Here is an 18,232-nt window from a genome sequence, read left to right as displayed (position 1 = left end):
ATCAGGCGCGGCGCGCGAGGGGGCGGAGGACGAGGTAAACGGCGAACGCGAGCGCGAAGCCGACGAACCAGGCGATGTTATAGAGGTTGAGGAATATCGGCGCGACGCTCGTTGGCGCGACCGCGCCGACGGCGACGAGAAAGCCCGGCAGTGACGGCAGCACGGCGAGGAGAAACGCGAGCAGCGCGACGAGGCTGAAGCCGTGGGTGAAGCGATAGGCGCCGTGCGGATCGTAGAGCGCGGCGACGTCGAGCTGCTTGCGGCGGACGACGAAGTAGTCGGCGATCATGATGCCGGCGATGGGGCCGAGGAGCGCGCTATAGCCGATCAGCCAGGTGAAGATGTAGCCGGTCGGATCCGCCATGAGTTTCCACGGCATCATGACCAGGCCGATGATGGCGGTGAGGAGGCCGCCGAGTTTGAAACTGATGCGCCGCGGAGCGAGGTTGGAGAAATCGTTGGCGGAGGAGACGACGTTGGCCGCGATGTTGGTCGAGAGCGTGGCGACGGCGAGCGTGAGGAGCGCGAGGGCGGAGAGAGATTTGCTGCCGAACTTCGCAATGACGACCACGGGATCCCAGATCGCGTTGCCAAAGATGACGAGCGTGGCGCTCGTGACCACGATGCCGATGAACGAGTAGAATGTCATCGTCGTCGGCAGGCCGAGCGCCTGGCCGACGATTTGGTCGCGTTGCGAGCGGGCGAAGCGGGAGAAGTCGGGAATGTTGAGCGAGAGCGTCGCCCAGAAGCCCACCATCGCGGTGAGGCCGCCGCCGAAGATGGGCCAGAATTTTCCGGCGGCGAAGAGCGTGTCGGGTTGGGCAAAGATCGGGCCGAAACCGTGCGCGGCGTGATAGGCCCAAAGCATCAACGCGCCGCCAACAAGGAGGAGAAACGGCGCGCTGAACGTTTCCAGCCATTTGATGGACTCCATGCCGCGGACAATGAAGTAAACGTTGATGGCCCAAAACAGCAGGAAGCAGGAGAACTCGCCGGGCGAGAGGCCGAGGACCGGAAGGGCGATTTTGGTCGCGGGATCGAAGCCGAAAATAATCGCGGCGGTGCTATAAATCGCCGCGCCGCCGACCCAGGTTTGAATGCCAAACCAGCCGCAGGCCACGATCGCGCGCATGAGGGCGGGAAGGTTGGCGCCGAGGGTGCCGAAACTCGCGCGCAACAACACCGGAAACGGGATGCCGTAGGCGGTGCCGGGGTGGGCGTTGAGCGTCATCGGAATCAGCACGATGAGATTGCCGAGCAGCACGCAGAGGAGCGCCTGCCACCAATTCAGGCCGCTCGCGATGAGTCCCGAGGCGATGGTGTAGGTGGGGATGCAAACGGCCATGCCGACCCAGAGGGCGGCGATGTGCCAGCGCGTCCATGTGCGACGCTCGGCGGGCACGGGCGCGAGATCGGCATTGTAGAGCGGCGAGGTGGTTAAGACGGATGATCCGGCGGACGGATCGGTAAGCGTGCCGCTGGTTCTGGATTCAGTGGACATAAAAGCGGCGTCCGGAAATCACGGGACGGACTGCATAAGCACGGAGCGAAGGCAGAGGCGGCGTGGCTTGCACCCAAGCATGTGATTCGGGAAAGGGTTAAAAATGGCTGGGCTTCCGTTGCAGGAAGCGCCCGCGGCCGAGGGTGCCGGTGAATTGTCCGTCGCGCGCGGCGACCTGGCCACGGACGGTGACGACGCTGGCGCGACCTTCGATCGGCCAGCCCTCGAAGGCGCTGTAATCGACGGCCATGTGCTGCGTCGCGACGGAAATATTGCCGCGATAATTCGGGTCGAAGACGACGAGGTCGGCGTCGGCGCCGGGCTGGATGGCGCCTTTGCGGGGAAAGAGGTCGAACTGTTTCGCGACGGCGGTGCTGGCGACGTTGACGAAGGTGTGCAGATCGATCCGTCCGCGTTTCACGCCGTACGTGTAGAGCAGGTTGATGCGCTCCTCGAGCGATGGAATGCCGTTGGGGATCTTGGTGAAGTCGTCGCGGCCGAGCGGTTTTTGGCCGGCGAAATCGAAGGGCGCGTGGTCGGTGGCGACGGTGTTGATGAGGCCGTCGCGGAGGCCGTGCCAGAGGACCTCCTGGTTGCGCACGTCGCGCAAGGGCGGCGACATGACGTATTTCGCGCCTTCGAAGCCCGGGCGTTCGGCGTAGGATTTGTCGAGCGTGAGATATTGGATGAGCGTTTCGATGCCGACGCGCACGCCGCGCTGGCGGGCGGCGATAGCCTCGTCGAGCGCTTCGCGGCAGGAGAGGTGGACAATGTAAACGGCGGCGCCGGTGAGTTCGGCGAACGTCATCAAATGGTGCACGCCCTCGGCCTCGACGGCGGGCGGGCGGCTTTCGTGATGCTGGCCGGGGTCGGTCTTGCCGGCGGCGAGCAGTTCCTTGCAGCGTTCGGCGACGAGGGTCTCGTTTTCGCAGTGCGCGGTGACAACGACGCCGAGTTCTCTGGCGAGCTTGAGCGCGCGGTAGAGTTCGGTGTCGTCGATGCCGAAGGCGCCTTTGTAGGCGAGGAAGATTTTGAACGACGAGATGCCGCGGCGCACGATTTCGCGAAGCTGCGCGGCGGTGGCGTCGTCAAATTTCGTGACGCCCATGTGGAACGAGAAATCGCAGGCGGATTTACCGACGGCGTTGTTCATCCATTGTTCGAAGGATTGCAGAGCGTCGTCCTGGCGTGCGGGACAGCACATTTCGATGAGCGTGGTGGTGCCGCCGACCAAGGCCGCGCGCGAGCCGGATTCATACGTATCTTTGGCGAGGGTGCCCATGAAGGGCAGATGGATGTGGACGTGCGGGTCGATGAAGCCGGGGAAGACGTATTTACCCTGCGCGTCGATCACCTCGGTGCCGGCGGGAGCGGAAAGGTGGCGGTCGATGTGCGTGATCGTTTCGCCCTCGCAGTAGATATCGGCCACGTAGCGGGAGTCGGCGGTGATGATTTCGCCGTTCTTAATCAGCAGGCTCATGAGGAAAAAGCTCGAAGGTCCAACATCCCGGTTCCGGAGATGCTCCAGGGTTCAATTCTCGAAGTTGGCATGGATGGGTTTGGAGGTCTCAGGGTTGAGGTTTCTCTGGAGCTTGGAGGGTGGAGGTTGGAGTTTCTATTTTTTCCACACGTCGCCGACGTCGCCGCCGAACCAGCGACTCGTGACGACTTTTTGCTGCGTGTAGAATTGCACGGCTTCCTTCCCTTGAATGTGGAGATCGCCGAAGAAGGAGTCGTCCCAGCCGGTGAAGGGGAACATGGCCATCGTCGCCGGGACGCCCACGTTGATGCCGACCATGCCAGCTTTCACGCGATGCTTGAACTCGCGGGCGGCGCGGCCGCTGTTCGTGAAGATGGCGGCGCCGTTGCCGAAGGCGGAGGCGTTGGCTTGCGCGATGGCGGCGTCGAGGTCGTCCATGCGCATGACATTGAGGACGGGACCGAAGACTTCCTCGCGGGCGAGGGTCATGTCAGGGTGCACGCCGTCGACCACCGTGGCGCCGAGATAGAACCCGCCGGGGGCGTCGGCGATTTTGGCGCGGCGGCCGTCGGCGATGATTTTGGCGCCTTCGGATTCGCTGGCGGCGACGAGGCTGAGGACGCGGTCGCGGTGGGCGGCGGTGATGACGGGGCCCATGTCGGGTTGGGCGGCGGGGGCGGGCCGATCGGTGCGGCCGACTTTGATCGCGTTGGCGGCGGCGATGAGATCGGGCAGGAGCCGCTCGGCGGCGGCGCCGACGGGGAGGGCGGTCGAGCCGGCCATGCAACGCTCGCCGGCGCAACCGAAGGCGGCGGTGGAGAGCGCTTCGACGGTCTTCGCGATGTCGGCATCGGGCATGACGACGATGTAGTTTTTCGCGCCGCCGTTGGCCTGGACGCGTTTGCCGTGGCGCGTGCCGGTTTCGTAAATGTATTTCGCGATCGGGGTGGAGCCGACGAAGGAAATGGCTTTCACCTGCGGATGCGTGAGCAGGGCGTCGACGCATGGGCGCCCGCCGTGGACGATGTTCAACACGCCTTTGGGCAGGCCGGCTTGTTCGAGCAACTGCGCGAGAAGGATGACGGTGAGCGGGACTTTTTCGCTGGGCTTGAGGACGAACGTATTGCCGCACGCGATGGCGAGCGGATACATCCAGAGCGGCACCATGGCGGGGAAGTTGAAGGGGGTGATGCCGGCGCAAACGCCGAGGGGCTGGACGATGGTCTCGCAGTCGACGTTGCGCGCGAGGTTTTCGAGGGTGTCGCCGAAGAGGAGCGAGGGAATGCCGCAGGCGTATTCGACGTTTTCCATCCCGCGGTGAACATCGCCGCGCGCTTCGGAAAGTGTTTTGCCGTGCTCACGGGAAACGCTGAGGCAGAGGCGGTCGTGGTTTTGCTCGATGAGGTGGCGGAAGCGGAAAAAGATGCGCGCGCGATCGACGGCGGGGGTTTCGCGCCACGCGGGAAATGCTGCAGCGGCGGCGGCGACGGCGGCGTTGATTTCGGCGGCGCCGCCGACGGGGCACTCGGCGATGACTTCGCCGGTGGAGGGATTATAAACGGGCGTGGTGGCGCCGGAGGGCGTCGACCATTCGCCGCCGATGAGGTGCGGGCAGGGGGTGAGCGGGGTGGTCATGAAAGGTTGTGAGGGAGGAAAGCTCCAGGCACCAACATCCAAGCTCCAGAGAAGCTCCACGCTGCGAGGCTCGGAAGATGCCGTAGTATTCGGCCCATGAAGCTCATGGCTTGGTATTGCGATAGATGCTGGCGAAGATGAGGTGCAGTTCTTGCGCCTCGCGGTAGAGCGTGCGCGCTTGATCGGCGAGCGCGGGTTCAGAGGTGGCAATCATACGAAGAAAAAACTTCGTTTCCTTCGCTTCTTTCACGCAGCGGCCAATGATGTTGCGGAAGTCTTTTTTGGAAACGCCTTCGTTGGCCTCACAATAGTTGGCGCCTATGCTCGTGCCGCAGCCTACGAGTTGGTCGATCAACCGGTTGTTGTTGGGTCCGTGAGGAACTTTTTTGAGGAAGCGAATAATGGCTGCGCCGAAACAAGCCGTCCGTTCTTCCAAATCAAAGGGATGTCTTCCGGTCGCAGGTGAATCCTCGCCCACGGACCAATCCGTGCCGTTCGCCTCAGCGTAGTTGGGTGGGCGCTTCGTTTCCAGTTGAAGCTTGGCGCTTCTATGGAGCTTGGATGTTGGATTTTGGAGCTTCACCACGTGATCACGGATGCGGCGGGAGGGGGGATATTTCGCCGGCGGCGAGGCGGGTTTGATAGTCACTCCAGCTTAGCGGCGGGCGGCCGGTGGGGATTTCCGTCATCGTGATGCAGTCGTCCACCGGGCACACGAGGCTGCAGAGGTTGCAGCCGACGCAGTCTTCTTCGCGGACTTTGGGGACGGGTTTGTGCGGGACGCGTCCAGGGCCGAGGCCGATGTTGAGTTCGTCGGGCGAGAGGAGATCGATGCATTGGTGCGCGCCGTCTTCGCAGGCGATGTAGCACAGGTTGCAGCCGATACATTTCTCGTAGTCGATGCGCGCGACGCGCTGCCAGTTGAGGTCGAGGGTTTCCCATTTTTGCACGGTGGGAACGGCGCGGCCGATGAGTTCGTTGATCGACTTCATGCCTTTGCTGTCGAGGTAGGCGCTGAGGCCTTCGTTCATGTCTTCGACGATGCGGAAACCGTAGTGCATGATCGCGGTGCAGACTTGCAGGCTGGTCGAGCCGAGGGCGAGGAACTCGGCGGCGTCGCGCCAGTTGGCGATGCCGCCGATGCCGGAGATCGGGAGGCCGACGGCGGGGTCGGCGGCGCAAGACTGAACCATATTGAGCGCGATGGGCTTCACGGCGGGGCCGCAATAACCGGCGTGCGAACTGAGGCCGGCGACGGTGGGTTCGGGCACGAACGTGTCGAGGTTCACGTTGGTGATCGAGTTGATCGTGTTGATGAGCGAGATCGCGTTGGCGCCGGCGCGTTTGGCGGCGCGGGCGGCGGCGGTGATGTCGGTGATGTTGGGCGTGAGTTTGACGATGACGGGGATCGTCGCGACCTCCATGACCCAGCTCGTGATTTTTTCGGCGACGGCGGGTTGCTGGCCGACGGCGGAACCCATGCCGCGTTCGCACATGCCGTGCGGGCAGCCGTAATTCAGCTCGATGCCGTCGGCGCCGGCGTCGGTGGAGCGGCGGACGAATTCGTGCCAGCGTTCGCGCGTGTCGACCATGAGGGACGCGATGACGGCGTGGTGCGGCCAGCGTTTTTTGACCTCGGCGATTTCGCGGAAATTCGTCTCAGGCGAGCGGTCGCTGATGAGCTCGATGTTGTTAAGGCCGATCATGCGGTCGCGGCCGTAGTTCAACGCGGAGTAGCGCGAGGCGACGTTGACGATCGGATCGCCGATGGTTTTCCAGACCACGCCGCCCCAGCCGGCTTCGAAGGCGCGGTGGGCCTGGTAAGCGGTGTTGGCGGGCGGACCGCTCGCGACCCAGAAGGGATTGGGAGACTTGATGCCGGCGAGGTTGGTGGAGAGATCGGCCATGGAGCGGAAAGTCGGACGAAAGAAGCGTGGAGAGGAAAATTGAGAGGGACGGGCGCAGCGGCGGGTCGGGTGAGAGCGGGCTGGCGAGCGACGGTGCAGACGAGCGCTCAGCCGCGGGCGGGGGACGGGAGCGCGGCTTCCAGTTCGTGCGCGCGGATGGGATGAACCAGACCGGAGCCGCTGGCGCCGGCTTTTGCGCCGAGGCGGGAGGGTTGCACGGGAAGCGACGCCAGGGCCCGCGTAAGGAAAGCGTGGATGCCGAGAGCGGCCTTCTTGCCTTCGCCAACGGCGTTGACGACCTCGCGTCCACCGTTGGCGCAATCGCCGCCGGTGAAAACGTGGGGGAGATTGGTCGCGCCGGTGAGGGGATCGCGTTGCACGACGCCGCGGTCGTCGAGGGCGAGCGTGGGGAAGAGCGAGCGCAGGAGGGCGGCTTGCTTTTGCTGGCCGACGGCTTTGAGCACGAGGTCGCAGGGCTCGATCCATTCGGTGCCGGGAATCGCCTCGGCGCGGTCGCCGACGAGGCGCGTGCGGACGAGACGGAGGCCGGAGACGTGGCCATCAGTCGCAAGGATTTCGAGGGGTGCGGCGTGAAAAAGAAAATGCGCGCCGTCGTGTTTGGCGTGTGCGTATTCGAAATCGTAGGCGGACATTTCGGGTTCGCCGCGGCGGTAAACGATGAAGGAGCGGTCGGCGCCGAGGCGCTTCGACTGGGTGACGGCGTCGATGGCGGTGTTGCCGGCGCCGATGACGGCGACGCGACGGCCGGTGGGGATTTTGTCGAGCCGTTGCGTGTGAATCTGCGCGATGTAGTCTAGGGCATCGAGGACTTCGGGCAGGTCTTCGCCGGGAATGCGGAGGCGCGTCGCGGCGCCGAGGCCGACGCCGAGGAAGAGTGCGGCGAACTCTTTTTCGAGTTGGGCGACGGTGATATCGCGCCCGACGGTGACACCGCAGCGGATTTCGACGCCGAGCGATCGCACGAGGTCGACTTCGGCGAGGCTGACGTCGGGCGTCATTTTGTAATAGGCGATGCCGTAGGTGTTGAGGCCGCCGGGCAGTTGTTTCTGCTCGAAAATGGTCACGCGATGGCCGAGGCGGGCAAGTTCGGCGGCGCAGCCGAGGCCGGCGGGACCGGCGCCGATGACGGCGATGGCGTGGCCGGATTTTTGCGCGGGGGCGGAGAGGACGGAGATGTTTCGTTCGGTGACGAAGTCGGTCACGTAGCGCTGGAGGCGTCCGATTTGGATGGGTTGTTCATCGCGGTCGTCGAGGACGCAGGCGCCTTCACAGAGGACTTCGGTGGGGCAGACGCGGGCGCAGGAGGCGCCGAGAATGTTGGCGGAGAGGATGGTGCGCGCGGCGTCGGCGGGGCGGCCGGCGGCGATTTTTTTGATGAACGCCGGCACGTCGATGCCGGTGGGGCAGGCCATGATGCACGGGGCGTCGAAGCAGAAGAGGCAGCGGTGAGCCTCGACGAGGGCCTCGCTGGGGCGGAAGGGCGGTTTGAGCTCCGCCATGTTGGCGGCGAGGGCGTCGGAGGAGAGCAGCGGTTGAAGAGCCATGGAAAGAGGGCGGCGGGACGCGGGCGCGGAATCGGGCGCGGGCAAAAATGAGGGCGGACGGCGAGGGGTGCGCCGGATTGCCAGTTGAATGTGGCGGTGCGGGCGCTAGTTTCCAAGCCGCAAAGTGCCCTGCCTTCCGTTGTTGCGATCGGTGTGACGGAGAAGACAGGGGAAATTTTCAACCCCACGTCTCTGTGATGAATGCTGTCGATCCCCGCCGCACGATTGAGGAATTGAAAGAGTTGCGCCGACTGACGGGCGACGAAAATGGCGCGCAGCGCGTGGCGTTCACGCCGGTGTGGGTGGCGACGCGAGCGTGGTTGCGCGCGAAACTGGACGCGATCCCGCAACTGCAGACGCACGTGGACGCGGCAGGAAATATGTGGAGCACGCTCCCGGGCGAATCGCCGCGGGCGTTGTTGATCGGGGGGCACATGGATTCGGTGCCGAATGGCGGCTGGCTCGATGGTTGCCTCAACGTGCTGGCGGGGCTGGAGATTTTGCGGCGCATCGTGGCGCAGTATGCCGGGCGTCCGCCGGTGACGGTGCGGCTGGTGGACTGGGCGGATGAGGAAGGGGCGCGTTTCGGGAAGAGTTTGTTCGGCTCGTCGGCGTGTGCGGGGACGTTGAACATGGAAGAGGCGCGGGGACTGAAGGATCGTGACGGCGTGGCGCTGCCGGAGGCGTTGCGCGCGGTGGGGATTGACTTGGAAAACGCAAAGGCGAGCGGCGCGGAATTGAAAGACGCGGCGGCGTATCTCGAGTTGCACGTGGAGCAGGGGCCGGTGCTGCTCGATCTCGATCTGCCGCTGGGCGCGGTGCTGGGGACGTTTGGTGTGGAGCGGCACGCGATCACGTTTCGCGGGCAGGCGGCGCACTCGGGATCGACGCCGATGAACCGGAGGAAGGATGCGTTACTCGCGGCGGCGCGGATGAGCCCGGAGATATATCGCATCGCGGAGCGCAGCGGCGTGGGCGTGTGCACGATCGGATCGTGCTCCACCAAGCCGGGCATCGTGACGAGTGTGGTGGAGGAGTGTCGCCTCACGCTCGATCAACGGCATCTCGACGCGGCGGCGCTGGCGCGGATGTTACGCGAGGCGCAGGAGGCGAGCGAACGGTTTGCGCAGGAGGGCAACGTGACGGTGACGTGGGAGAGGTTGTGGCAGATCGAGCCGCGGCCGTTTCATCCGGAGCTGATTGAGTTTTGCGACGAGGCGATCCGGGAGACGTGCGGGCAGTCGCACCGGTTGCCGTCGGGGCCGTTGCACGATGCGGCGGAGGTGGCGGGGGCGGGGGTGCCGACGGTGATGATGTTTGTGCAGAGTCTGCACGGCATCAGTCACAACAAGATCGAGGACACGAAGGAAGAGCATCTCGAGGCGTGCGTGCAGGCGTTTGACCGGCTGGCCGAGCGGACGCTGCGCTGGGTGGCGGCAAAAGGTCTCGTTCATTGACGGCGGGAAAAATCTCTGAGAGGTAAACCGCTTCATGCCGCTCTCAGCGTTGAATATGCCTTTTCGTTTCGAGATTCTCGGCGTGTTGGGAATGGTGACGACGCTCGCGGGAATCTGGCTACAGTGGAATCAGCACTGGAAACGCTCGGATGCAGAGGAGGCGTTGAAGGATGGCAAGTTGTCGCCCGCCGGCGCGGCGCGGCGGATCCGGACGTGGCGCGTGCTCGCGCCGACGTTGACGATCGCGGGAACGCTCATTCTCGGCGTGGCGGGCGCGGGTTTGTTTTTGACGTGAACGGCGCGAGCCGCAGACCGGCCGCGGCGAATGCCCACGCGCGCAATGCGCCGAAAAGAAGCGTGGTCGCAGGAAGCCCGGTGCGATGAGAAACGTGCCTCCGGGCATCCATCCGATTCGCGGCGTGATGGGGCTGTGTCATCTGCTGGTCGATGAGCGCGGCCAGGCGGTGCTGCTCGATACCGGACTGGTCGGAGAACCGTGGCTTATTCGTTGGAAACTGCACCGGCTGGGGCTTGGTCCGAGGGATTTGAAGGCGATTTTGCTGACGCACGGGCATCTTGATCACGCGGGCAACCTGGCGTGGGCGAAGCGGTGGAGCGGAGCGCGGATTTATGCGCATCCCGCGGAGCAGGCGCACATCGACGGCACGTTTCCGTATACGGGTGCGGCGGTGCGTTGTGGAAAACTGGAACGGGCGGGGCGGCGGATATTGCGCGTGGGGCAGCCGGCGCGGATCGATGTCGGATTGGCGGACGGCGACGAGTTGCCGTGGTGGGGCGGATTGCGCGTGGTGCATTTGCCGGGGCACACGCTGGGGCACTGCGGGTTTTACAGCGCGCGCCATGATCTGCTGTTCAGCGGGGATTTGTTCGCGAGTTACTTTTTCAACGTGCACCTGCCGCCGCGTATTTTGAATGCCGCGCCGGCGATGATTCCGGCGTCGTTGGAGAAAGCGCAGCGGCTCAATCCGCGACTGATCGTGCCCCAGCACTACGATGTGCTCGATGGCGCGTTGCACCGGACGCGGTTGGACGGGTTGTGTGAAAAACTCGCGCGGCGAGGCGGGAAAGCGGGCGCGTATCCGCTCTGAGCTGCAACCGCACGCGACCGGGGCGGACGCTGACGGTTTACGCAGCGAAGGGGGAGAGCGCGAGCGAGGGGAATTTGGCGGTCGCGGGGACGGCGAGGGGAAACGCGATTTCGCCGCGGTTTTCCTGGAGCCAGGCCCACGCGTCGCCGAGTTCGTCGGCGGGAAAGGCGCGCACTTCGGCGCTCGTGAAAAGGCGGCTGAGTTGCGCGCTCCAGCGTTGATGCCATGTGCCGACGAGCGCGAAGCGTTCCACCGATTGGGAGTGGCGCGAGGTGAAGAGCAGGTCGTGCCAGCGCGCCGCGAGATCCCAGCCGCCAAAGGCTTCGAACCAAAGTAAAATGCGCACGGGGCCGTGGGCCGCGATGGCGGATTCCACGGCGGTCATGAACGCGCGATAGTCATCGGCGCTGAGGCGGCCGGTGACGTGAAAGCCGAGCACCGGGGCGTGACTTTGAGCTAGAACGCGGATCATGGGCTGATCTTAGCAAATGCGATGCGGGCGGGGCATCGGGTGAAGGCCGGTCGTTTTGTCAGGGGGAGATTCCCAACGGGATAAATGGTCGGGGGCAATCAGTGATCGGGGTGCGGACCCATGCCAGGGAGATGGTCACTGCGGCGGCGCTTCGAGGGCTGGGAAAGCGAAGGGGGCGGGTGGCGTGGCTTGGGCAACGTAGAGCGGGTGCTTGGGTTGGGTGCTGGCGTTGCGTTGGAGGCAGAAGGTGTTGGCGGGATTCAGCAACCGCAGCACAGCGCGATCGCGACCGAGGTGCGCGCCGTGCTCGCCCCAGCCGAGCATGACGCGATCGACGCGCGCGGCCCAATGCGCGATCCACCGGTCGTTGTCGGGACCGACGGGATCGGCGACGCGTTTCATGTCGGCGGGCAACGTGGCGCGCCAGGCGAAGGCGTTGAGCATCACGAAATATCCATAGCCCCAGGCAGCAGAAAAAGCGCGGATGCGGCGCAGGGTGGGATCGAGTTGGTTTTCGTCGGCGGTGCTGGGGTTGAGGCAGATCCACGCGATGCCGCGCTCGGGGTTGAGCAATTCATCCCACCGGTGGATGAGGGTGTAGCGGTAACGGCGATCGCGGGAAAACACGCAGTCGTTGCGCATCATAGGGGAGGATCCGCGGGGCTTCATGCGCGGTGGACGAGGCGGGCGAGGGTTTCGCGGAGGGCGCCGGGGTTGAGTGGCTTCGAGAGGTATTCGTCCATCCCGGCCGCGAGGCAGTGCTCGCGGTCTTCGACCAGCGCATCGGCGGTGACGGCGATGATGGGGGTGCGAGCCCGTGCGTGCTGGCGTTCAAATTCGCGGATGGCGCGGGTGGCGCTGAGGCCGTCGAGCTGAGGCATTTGCACATCCATCAGGATGACGTCGAAGCGCGCAGCGCAAAACCGATCGAGGGCGGCCTGGCCGTCGAGGGCAAACTCTGGTTCGTGGCCGAGGCGTTCGAGGAGAAGGCCGGCAAACCGGCGGTTCAGGGGATTATCCTCAGCGACCAGCACGCGAAGCGAAGGGCCCGTGGCTTCGAGGGCGAACGGCGCCGGGGTGCCGTTGCGGTCGACGGTGGGTGCGGCGGCCGCGGGCGCGCAGAGGGTGGCGGTGAAAGTTGAGCCTTCGCCCGGCGTGCTCGCGACGGTGAGGGTGCCGCCCATGTGTTCGCAAAGGCGGCGGGAGATCACGAGGCCGAGGCCGGAACCGCCGAAGCGTCGCGTGATCGAGGAGTCCGCTTGGGAAAACGAGCGAAAGAGTCGTCCGATATCCGCAGAGGAAATGCCGATGCCGGTGTCGGTCACTGCGACAGTGAGGAGGTGTTGCGCGGTGCCGTCAGCGGTTGCGCCGGGGGCGAGCGGCGCAGTGACGTGGACGGTGACGGAGCCTTGCGGGGTAAACTTGACGGCGTTGGCGACGAGATTGGTCGCGATCTGCGTGACGCGCGTGGCATCGGCGAGGAGGAAGGGCGGCACGTCTTCCGCGATATGCAGGCGGAGGGCGACGTGCTTGCGGGCGGCGTCGGCAGCGAAGAGTTGCAGGACGTTGTGGAGCGAGGCGCGGACATTCCAGGGCGTTTTCTCCAACTCGATGGCGCCGGCCTCGATCTTGGAAACGTCGAGGATGTCGTTGAGCAACGCGAGCAGCGTGCCGCCGCTGGTGAGGATGGAGTCGACGAATTCGCGCTGTTTCGGGGCGAGCGGGGAATCGGCGAGGAGGCGGGTGAAGCCGAGCACGCCGTTCATGGGCGTGCGGATCTCGTGGCTCATCGCGGCGAGAAATTCGGATTTGGCGCGGTCGGCGGCTTCGGCGGCTTCCTTGGCGTGGGCGAGGGCCTGCGTGCGAACCGCGACGGTGACCTCAAGTTCGGCGCGGTGCCGGCGCAGTTGATCAAGGGTGATGCCGGCGAACTGACCGGGGATCCCGAGGCAGAATGCAAATACGCCCATCGCGAAAATCGGGGCAAACGCGACGGCATGAGGAGTGACAAAGGGTCCGTGGCCGCGCGCGGTGGCGAACAAACCGTAAGCGGAAACGACGAGCACCATGGCCGCCACGCCGCGGGGTCCGCAGAAGATGGCGACGGCGAGAGCCAGCGGGATGGTGAGGTAAATCGCGAGTGGCGTGAGATGAAAACTCAGGAGGCAAACGAGCGCGGTGAGGACGAGATTCGCCGCGTGAAGCGCGAGGCTGGCGCGCGTTGAGCGGGCGATCACGGTGCGCCGGCGGGGGCTCAATAACAGCGGAGCCACGAGGAAGATGCCGAGCGCATCGCTGAGGGTGATGATCCCGGAACGCAGCCAAAATTCGGCGGCCGTGAGACCGGGCAGATGTCCCGTGAAACCGATGATGCCGATCACCATCCACGACGTGAGGACGGCAGGAAAGAGGGCGACGCCGAAGGTAAATTTCAGGAACTGCGCGCCGTCGGCGAAAGGATCGTTTTTGAGCCACCGCCGCCAGACAACGGCGCTGAGCGCGGGTCCGAGCGTGTTAACCAAGCACAGGAGGTAACTGTAAGGGCGAGGCGTGAGAAACGGGTAGTTGTTGGCCACCGCGACAATCGCCCAGTTGGCGAGCCAGATGGTCGGCAGCGCAGACCAACCGGGACGGCGCAAGAGGGCGACGAGGGCAAAGCCGCCGGGAAGCCAAATCGCGCTGACGTGAGTGGGCGGGAGCGAAATCCAACGCATGGCCACGAACGCCGTCGCCAACAGCAGCAGGAAAAGGGCGGCGTGCCAACCGAGCCCCCGCGTCAGCGCGAGCCAGTCGAGGCGGACGGAAAACCGCGAAGCGGAGGCGGAGGGGGAACTGTGCAGCACGCGCGCGATGGGCGGCACTGAAAAGTGCGCCATGCGGGCTGTCAGTTTTTTTCCGCGAAAAATCAGGCGGCCGGAGCGCAGGCGGAAATCGCGGCCTGAATCTCTTCGGCGGACGCGGGTTTAGGCAGGAAGGAGTCCACGCCCAGCGCACAATAAGAGCTCAAAAGCGCGGGGTCAGGATCAGCGGTGGTGGCAATGATCCGCCCGGGAAAGTGCAGCTCGTGGAGGCGCGCAACGAGTTCCAGCCCGGTCATCAACGGCATGTGGTGGTCGGTCATGATGATGTCGAAGTGCGGATCGGCAGCGAGGCAGGCCAGAGCTTCGGAGCCGCTCTGCACACAGACGGGGTGGTGGCCGGCACGAGTGAGCGTGCGGGCGGCGAGCTCACATAGCTCGGGCAAGTCGTCGACAACGAGAATGTGGTAGAACCGCGAAGCGGCGACGGACGCCTGCGGGGGGGAGGCAGCGAGACTCATGGCAAACAGGTGAACCCAATCAGACTCAGCGTTGGTCGGTCGGTTCTGCAAAAATGATGCGAAAATGCGCAGGGCGAAATCATTCATAGCCGCGGCTGTGGCATTCGCGACAGGTGCGAAACACAGCGCTGGGCAGGAGCGCCCGGCCACAGTGCACGCATTCGCGGCGGGTGAGGCCTTGTTTGCCCCAGTTGCGACGGAGGATGGCCTGCGTCTGCTCGGTGACATCGCGGCGGATTTGCTCGACGTGCGCGCCGTCGGTGAACGCGTGCGGGAATTTTAGCGCGAGCCAGCGGTAGATGGTGACGAGTTTCAGTGTTTCCTCCAGCGCTTCGAGGCCGCCGGCGTTGTCGAGGCGGCGGGGGAAATTCACGGTGCGGCCCGCCGCGAGGAGTTCCAGCCATTCGGCGAAGAGGCTGCGGAAGAGGTGGTCGTCGAGATCAATGGGCGTGCAGGCGAGGGCGTAGCGTTCCTCGACGGGGAGCGTGGGGGCGTAGGTATCAACGAGTTCGGCGGCAGCGAAAACGTCGTCCTGCACATCGGGGAAAAACGTGCCGCCGGGGAACGTGAGCCGCGTGCGAAAGAATTCGAGGATGGGGCCGAGGCGGGCGAGCCCGAGGTGGTCAGCGATCGCGCGAACGTGCATTTGCGTGGGCGCGGCGGGGAGCAGGTCGGGCGCCGGGGTGCGTTGGGGTTCGGCGAGGGCGGCTTCGACGCGGCGCGCGTCGCGGGCGGAGAAGGCGGCGACCCAGCCTTCCGAGCCGGGTCCGCGACCGGCGCGGCCGGCGATTTGGAGGAGCTCGGCGGGGTCGAGGCGGCGGTTGATTTCGCCGTCGAATTTATCGGTCTCGTAGAAAATCACGCGGTCGAGCGGGAGGTTGAGGCCGAGGCCGATGGCGTCGGTGGCGCAGACGATGTCGGACTCGCGGTCGCGAAAGCGGCGGGCTTCGTTGCGGCGCACTTCGGGCGAGAGGCCGCCGTAGATGACGGAGACGCGCAGGCCGCGAGATTCGAACATGGCCTTGAGTTCGAGCACCATGGCGCGCGAAAAGCCGATCACGGCGGAGCGAGGCGGCACATGCCGCCAGTCCAGCACGCCCTCGCTCTGGAGCGTGCCTTGGCGGGCCAGATGGTTCACTTCGACGGCGTCGCCGCATAATTCAGCGAGGCGGCGGATGACGGGTTCGGCGGAGTCGGGGCCGGTGACGATGAGCGTCTCGGCGGCGACGCCACAATACGCGGCGACCCAGGCCCAGCCGCGGTCGCGATCGAAGGCGAGTTGCATTTCATCGAGGACGCAGACGGCGAACGGGCGGGAGAAATCCGTCATCTCGACGGTGCGCGCGGAGTGGGTGGGGGAGGCGAAGTCGCGTTCCTCGCCGGTGATGAGCGAACACGCTGTGCCGAGTTCGACGAGGCGGTCGCGTTGTTCGAGGGCGAGGAGGCGGAGCGGGCCGAGATACATGCCGCTCTCCGCGGCCGCGAGGGCGAGGACGGCGCGGTGCGTTTTGCCTGAATTGGTCGGGCCGAGCCAGGCGACGACGTTGCGGCGCAGGCCGCGCGCGACGGGGAAGCATTGCAGGTAATCGAGGAAGCCCGGATTGCGTTGCGCGAGGCCGGCGAGGAGCGTGCGGTCGAGGGCGTGGGCGCAGGCGAGGCGGAGGCGGTGGTAGATTTCCTTGCGGTCGGCGAGAGGCGGAGGGGTGGTCGCGAAGGCGCGGTCGACGTCGGGCTGCTGGAGCTGCGCCCAGCCTTCGTAGGTGGGCGGGGAGGCGCGGAGGCGGTGGGCGAGTTCGCGCGTGTCGGGATGGCGGCGTTGAGCGAGGTCGGCGGCGACAGCGGCCGGGCCGCGCGTGGCGACGTCGGTAAGAAAGGGGATGAGTTTCAATACGACGCTGGCGAGCACGGGCAGGGCGAGATCTTCGCGGATTTCGGCGCGGGCCGGCAGGAGGAGGGTGAGTTCGTCGCTGACGTCGAGGAACTGGCCGAAACGCATGCCGGGGCCGGCGGCGGCGACTTGGTCGGCGGCGAGGCGGGCGAGGCTGGCGCGCACGCCGGCCGCGCGGACACGGGGGCCGACGGGAGCGGCGAGAAACGCGGCGCCGAGCGCCGATGCGCGGAGGTCGAGTTCGTCGAGCAGCGCCGCGCGGGCACCGAGGACGACCTCCTCATGCGTCCATTGTTCTTCTGACTCAGGCGGCATCGGCATGCGCCAGTGTTGAACGGACGCGGGAGATGTCAAAGCGCGGTGTTGCTGCACGTCGGGCGCAGCGGTCGACTGGCGTTTTTCGGCGCACGCATTAGGCTGTGGTTCGTTTAACCGCAGTCGTCAGCAATTCACGAAAACATCATGCGTATCCTCGTCATCGGTGCCACGGGCACCATCGGTCGGGCAGTGGTCAAGAGTCTTGGCATGCGCCACGAAGTGATCGGGGCGAGCCGGCAGAGGGCGGAGCGGCGGTTCGATCTGGCAGAGCCGGACTCGATTCGCGCGCTGTTTCGAGACGTCGGCCCAGTGGATGCGGTCGTCAGCGCGGCGGGCGCGGCGAAGTTTGCGCCGCTGGCGGAGTTGAGTGATGCGGATGTGCAGTTTTCGCTGGCGAACAAATTGATGGGGCAGGTGAACCTGGTGCGCTACGGGGCGGAGCACGTGAACGACGGCGGGTCGTTTACGCTGACGAGTGGCGTGCTGTCGCACTCGCCGATGCCGGGCAGCGCGGCGATCAGTCTGGTGAACGCGGGGCTCGAGGGCTTCGCGCGCGCGGCGGCGTTGGAACTGCCGCGGGGAATCCGGGTGAACGTGGTGAGTCCGCCGTGGGTGACGGAGACGTTGATCGCGTATAAAATGGATCCGGCGCCGGGGCGTTCGGCGCGGGACGTGGCGGAACTTTACGAGCAAAGCGTGGAAGGTTACGAGACGGGGCAGGTGATTGAGTTTCCGTCAACGTAGCGGGCGGCGTGCGGACGATTGAGGCGCACCGCGTGAGGCGGGTGGCGGGAGGCAGGGCGGGCGGGCCGGCGAGAAGGGGGCAAGCGAGAATGTGTTCGAATCGGCGGCGGGCGGCGGATTGGGTGGGCGAATGGCAATTCGTCTTCGCAGCACGTTGTTGAGCGCGGCGTTCATGGTGATGAGCGCAGGGTTGGCGCGCGCGGAAATCGCGGCAGTCGCAGTGGAGACGAAGACGGCGCCGCGTTACGAAATCGAGGCGATGACCGGCGTGTTGTGGAGTGTGGGCGGCGGGGCGACGCCGTTGAGTTACACGGTGCTGCCGCAGATTTTTTCGCTGAAGATTCCGCCGGTGGGGGAACGGCCGTTGTGGGGCGGGACGTTGATGATGCGGTCGCATTTCAGCCTGCTGATCGAGCCGATCGTGCGGGGGCCGGAGCACTCTTTTCTCGGGGTGGCGGCGGCAGGAGAACTGGAATGGCGCAACGCGTCGGAGCGTGGCGCGGCGTTTTTCGCGGCGGGCGGCGGGGTCGGCTGGCTGGACAGCAAGGGCTACGAGGTGCCGGGCGGGCAGGGGCAGGATTTTAATCTGAACTGGTTGATGCACGCGGGGGCGCGCTACCGGCTGAAGGAAGCGTGGGTGGTCTCGCTGGGGCTGTATTTCCAACACGTGTCGAACCGCGGGATGGACAAGGTAAACCCTGGGTTGAATGCGCTGGGGCCGATGGTCGGGTTGGCGAAGCGGTTTTAGCGGGTGATGGGAAGAGTTTGCGTGCGCCGCGCACAGTGGTTCTAACGGAGGGCAGTCGCCGGCAGGTTTGCCGCGCGCAGCTTTCCCTC

16 protein-coding genes are annotated in these 18,232 nt (G+C 65.5%); 5 read left to right on the top strand and 11 right to left on the bottom strand.

What is annotated here, in order from left to right:
* Position 1: 1 nt before the first annotated feature.
* The 6 genes from K0B96_RS12545 to K0B96_RS12520 all read right to left on the bottom strand — a co-directional run bounded on the left by K0B96_RS12545 (position 2) and on the right by K0B96_RS12520 (position 8,088).
* On the bottom strand, positions 2–1,501 hold the full coding sequence (locus K0B96_RS12545; RefSeq protein ID WP_220161239.1) for an NCS1 family nucleobase:cation symporter-1: 1,500 nt from the start codon (positions 1,499–1,501) through the stop codon (positions 2–4).
* 97 nt (positions 1,502–1,598) lie between these two features.
* Positions 1,599–2,981: a dihydropyrimidinase gene (gene hydA / locus K0B96_RS12540; protein ID WP_220161238.1), complete on the bottom strand. Its 1,383-nt coding sequence runs from the start codon at positions 2,979–2,981 to the stop codon at positions 1,599–1,601.
* 135 nt (positions 2,982–3,116) lie between these two features.
* Positions 3,117–4,616, bottom strand: a complete 1,500-nt coding sequence (locus K0B96_RS12535) for a CoA-acylating methylmalonate-semialdehyde dehydrogenase (protein ID WP_220161237.1) — start codon at positions 4,614–4,616, stop codon at positions 3,117–3,119.
* A gap of 103 nt (positions 4,617–4,719) precedes the next feature.
* Positions 4,720–5,202: a four helix bundle protein gene (locus K0B96_RS12530; protein ID WP_220161236.1), complete on the bottom strand. Its 483-nt coding sequence runs from the start codon at positions 5,200–5,202 to the stop codon at positions 4,720–4,722.
* 4 nt (positions 5,203–5,206) lie between these two features.
* On the bottom strand, positions 5,207–6,523 hold the full coding sequence (preA, locus tag K0B96_RS12525) for an NAD-dependent dihydropyrimidine dehydrogenase subunit PreA (protein ID WP_220161235.1): 1,317 nt from the start codon (positions 6,521–6,523) through the stop codon (positions 5,207–5,209).
* A 107-nt stretch (positions 6,524–6,630) separates the two neighbouring features.
* Complete coding sequence (locus K0B96_RS12520; protein ID WP_220161234.1) at positions 6,631–8,088, bottom strand: NAD(P)-dependent oxidoreductase; 1,458 nt, start codon at positions 8,086–8,088, stop codon at positions 6,631–6,633.
* A 197-nt stretch (positions 8,089–8,285) separates the two neighbouring features.
* On the opposite strand from K0B96_RS12520, the gene K0B96_RS12515 reads away from it, so the two are divergent.
* The 3 genes from K0B96_RS12515 (at position 8,286) to K0B96_RS12505 (ending at position 10,654) form a co-directional block, all read left to right on the top strand.
* Complete coding sequence (locus tag K0B96_RS12515; RefSeq protein WP_220161233.1) at positions 8,286–9,545, top strand: Zn-dependent hydrolase; 1,260 nt, start codon at positions 8,286–8,288, stop codon at positions 9,543–9,545.
* A gap of 55 nt (positions 9,546–9,600) precedes the next feature.
* Positions 9,601–9,840 (top strand): hypothetical protein, encoded by a 240-nt coding sequence (locus K0B96_RS12510; RefSeq protein WP_220161232.1) that lies wholly within the window; start codon positions 9,601–9,603, stop codon positions 9,838–9,840.
* An 85-nt stretch (positions 9,841–9,925) separates the two neighbouring features.
* A complete protein-coding gene (locus K0B96_RS12505; protein WP_220161231.1) occupies positions 9,926–10,654 on the top strand; it encodes an MBL fold metallo-hydrolase in 729 nt (242 codons plus the stop codon).
* 37 nt (positions 10,655–10,691) lie between these two features.
* Here the strand turns inward: K0B96_RS12505 and K0B96_RS12500 are convergent, their stop codons facing one another.
* The 5 genes from K0B96_RS12500 to K0B96_RS12480 all read right to left on the bottom strand — a co-directional run bounded on the left by K0B96_RS12500 (position 10,692) and on the right by K0B96_RS12480 (position 16,654).
* Positions 10,692–11,126: a SpoIIAA family protein gene (locus tag K0B96_RS12500; protein WP_220161230.1), complete on the bottom strand. Its 435-nt coding sequence runs from the start codon at positions 11,124–11,126 to the stop codon at positions 10,692–10,694.
* Between the two features lie 135 nt (positions 11,127–11,261).
* Positions 11,262–11,771 carry a DUF1643 domain-containing protein gene (locus K0B96_RS12495; RefSeq protein WP_220161229.1) on the bottom strand — a complete coding sequence of 170 codons (510 nt, stop codon included), beginning with the start codon at positions 11,769–11,771 and terminating at the stop codon, positions 11,262–11,264.
* Positions 11,772–11,791: 20 nt separating this feature from the next.
* Positions 11,792–14,002, bottom strand: a complete 2,211-nt coding sequence (locus tag K0B96_RS12490) for an ATP-binding protein (protein WP_220161228.1) — start codon at positions 14,000–14,002, stop codon at positions 11,792–11,794.
* A 29-nt stretch (positions 14,003–14,031) separates the two neighbouring features.
* Positions 14,032–14,445 (bottom strand): response regulator, encoded by a 414-nt coding sequence (locus K0B96_RS12485; RefSeq protein WP_220161227.1) that lies wholly within the window; start codon positions 14,443–14,445, stop codon positions 14,032–14,034.
* A 79-nt stretch (positions 14,446–14,524) separates the two neighbouring features.
* Positions 14,525–16,654, bottom strand: a complete 2,130-nt coding sequence (locus K0B96_RS12480) for a helicase-related protein (RefSeq protein WP_220161226.1) — start codon at positions 16,652–16,654, stop codon at positions 14,525–14,527.
* A 141-nt stretch (positions 16,655–16,795) separates the two neighbouring features.
* Between K0B96_RS12480 and K0B96_RS12475 the strand changes: the two genes are divergently transcribed.
* Positions 16,796–17,395, top strand: coding sequence for a short chain dehydrogenase (locus tag K0B96_RS12475; RefSeq protein WP_220161225.1), 600 nt, complete (start codon positions 16,796–16,798; stop codon positions 17,393–17,395).
* Positions 17,396–17,525: 130 nt separating this feature from the next.
* Positions 17,526–18,143, top strand: a complete 618-nt coding sequence (locus K0B96_RS12470) for an acyloxyacyl hydrolase (protein WP_220161224.1) — start codon at positions 17,526–17,528, stop codon at positions 18,141–18,143.
* The last annotated feature ends 89 nt before the right edge of the window (positions 18,144–18,232 follow it).

Source organism: Horticoccus luteus (genome assembly GCF_019464535.1).
Classification (GTDB): Bacteria; Verrucomicrobiota; Verrucomicrobiia; order Opitutales; family Opitutaceae; genus Horticoccus; species Horticoccus luteus.
This window is presented reverse-complemented; position numbering and strand designations above follow the sequence as displayed.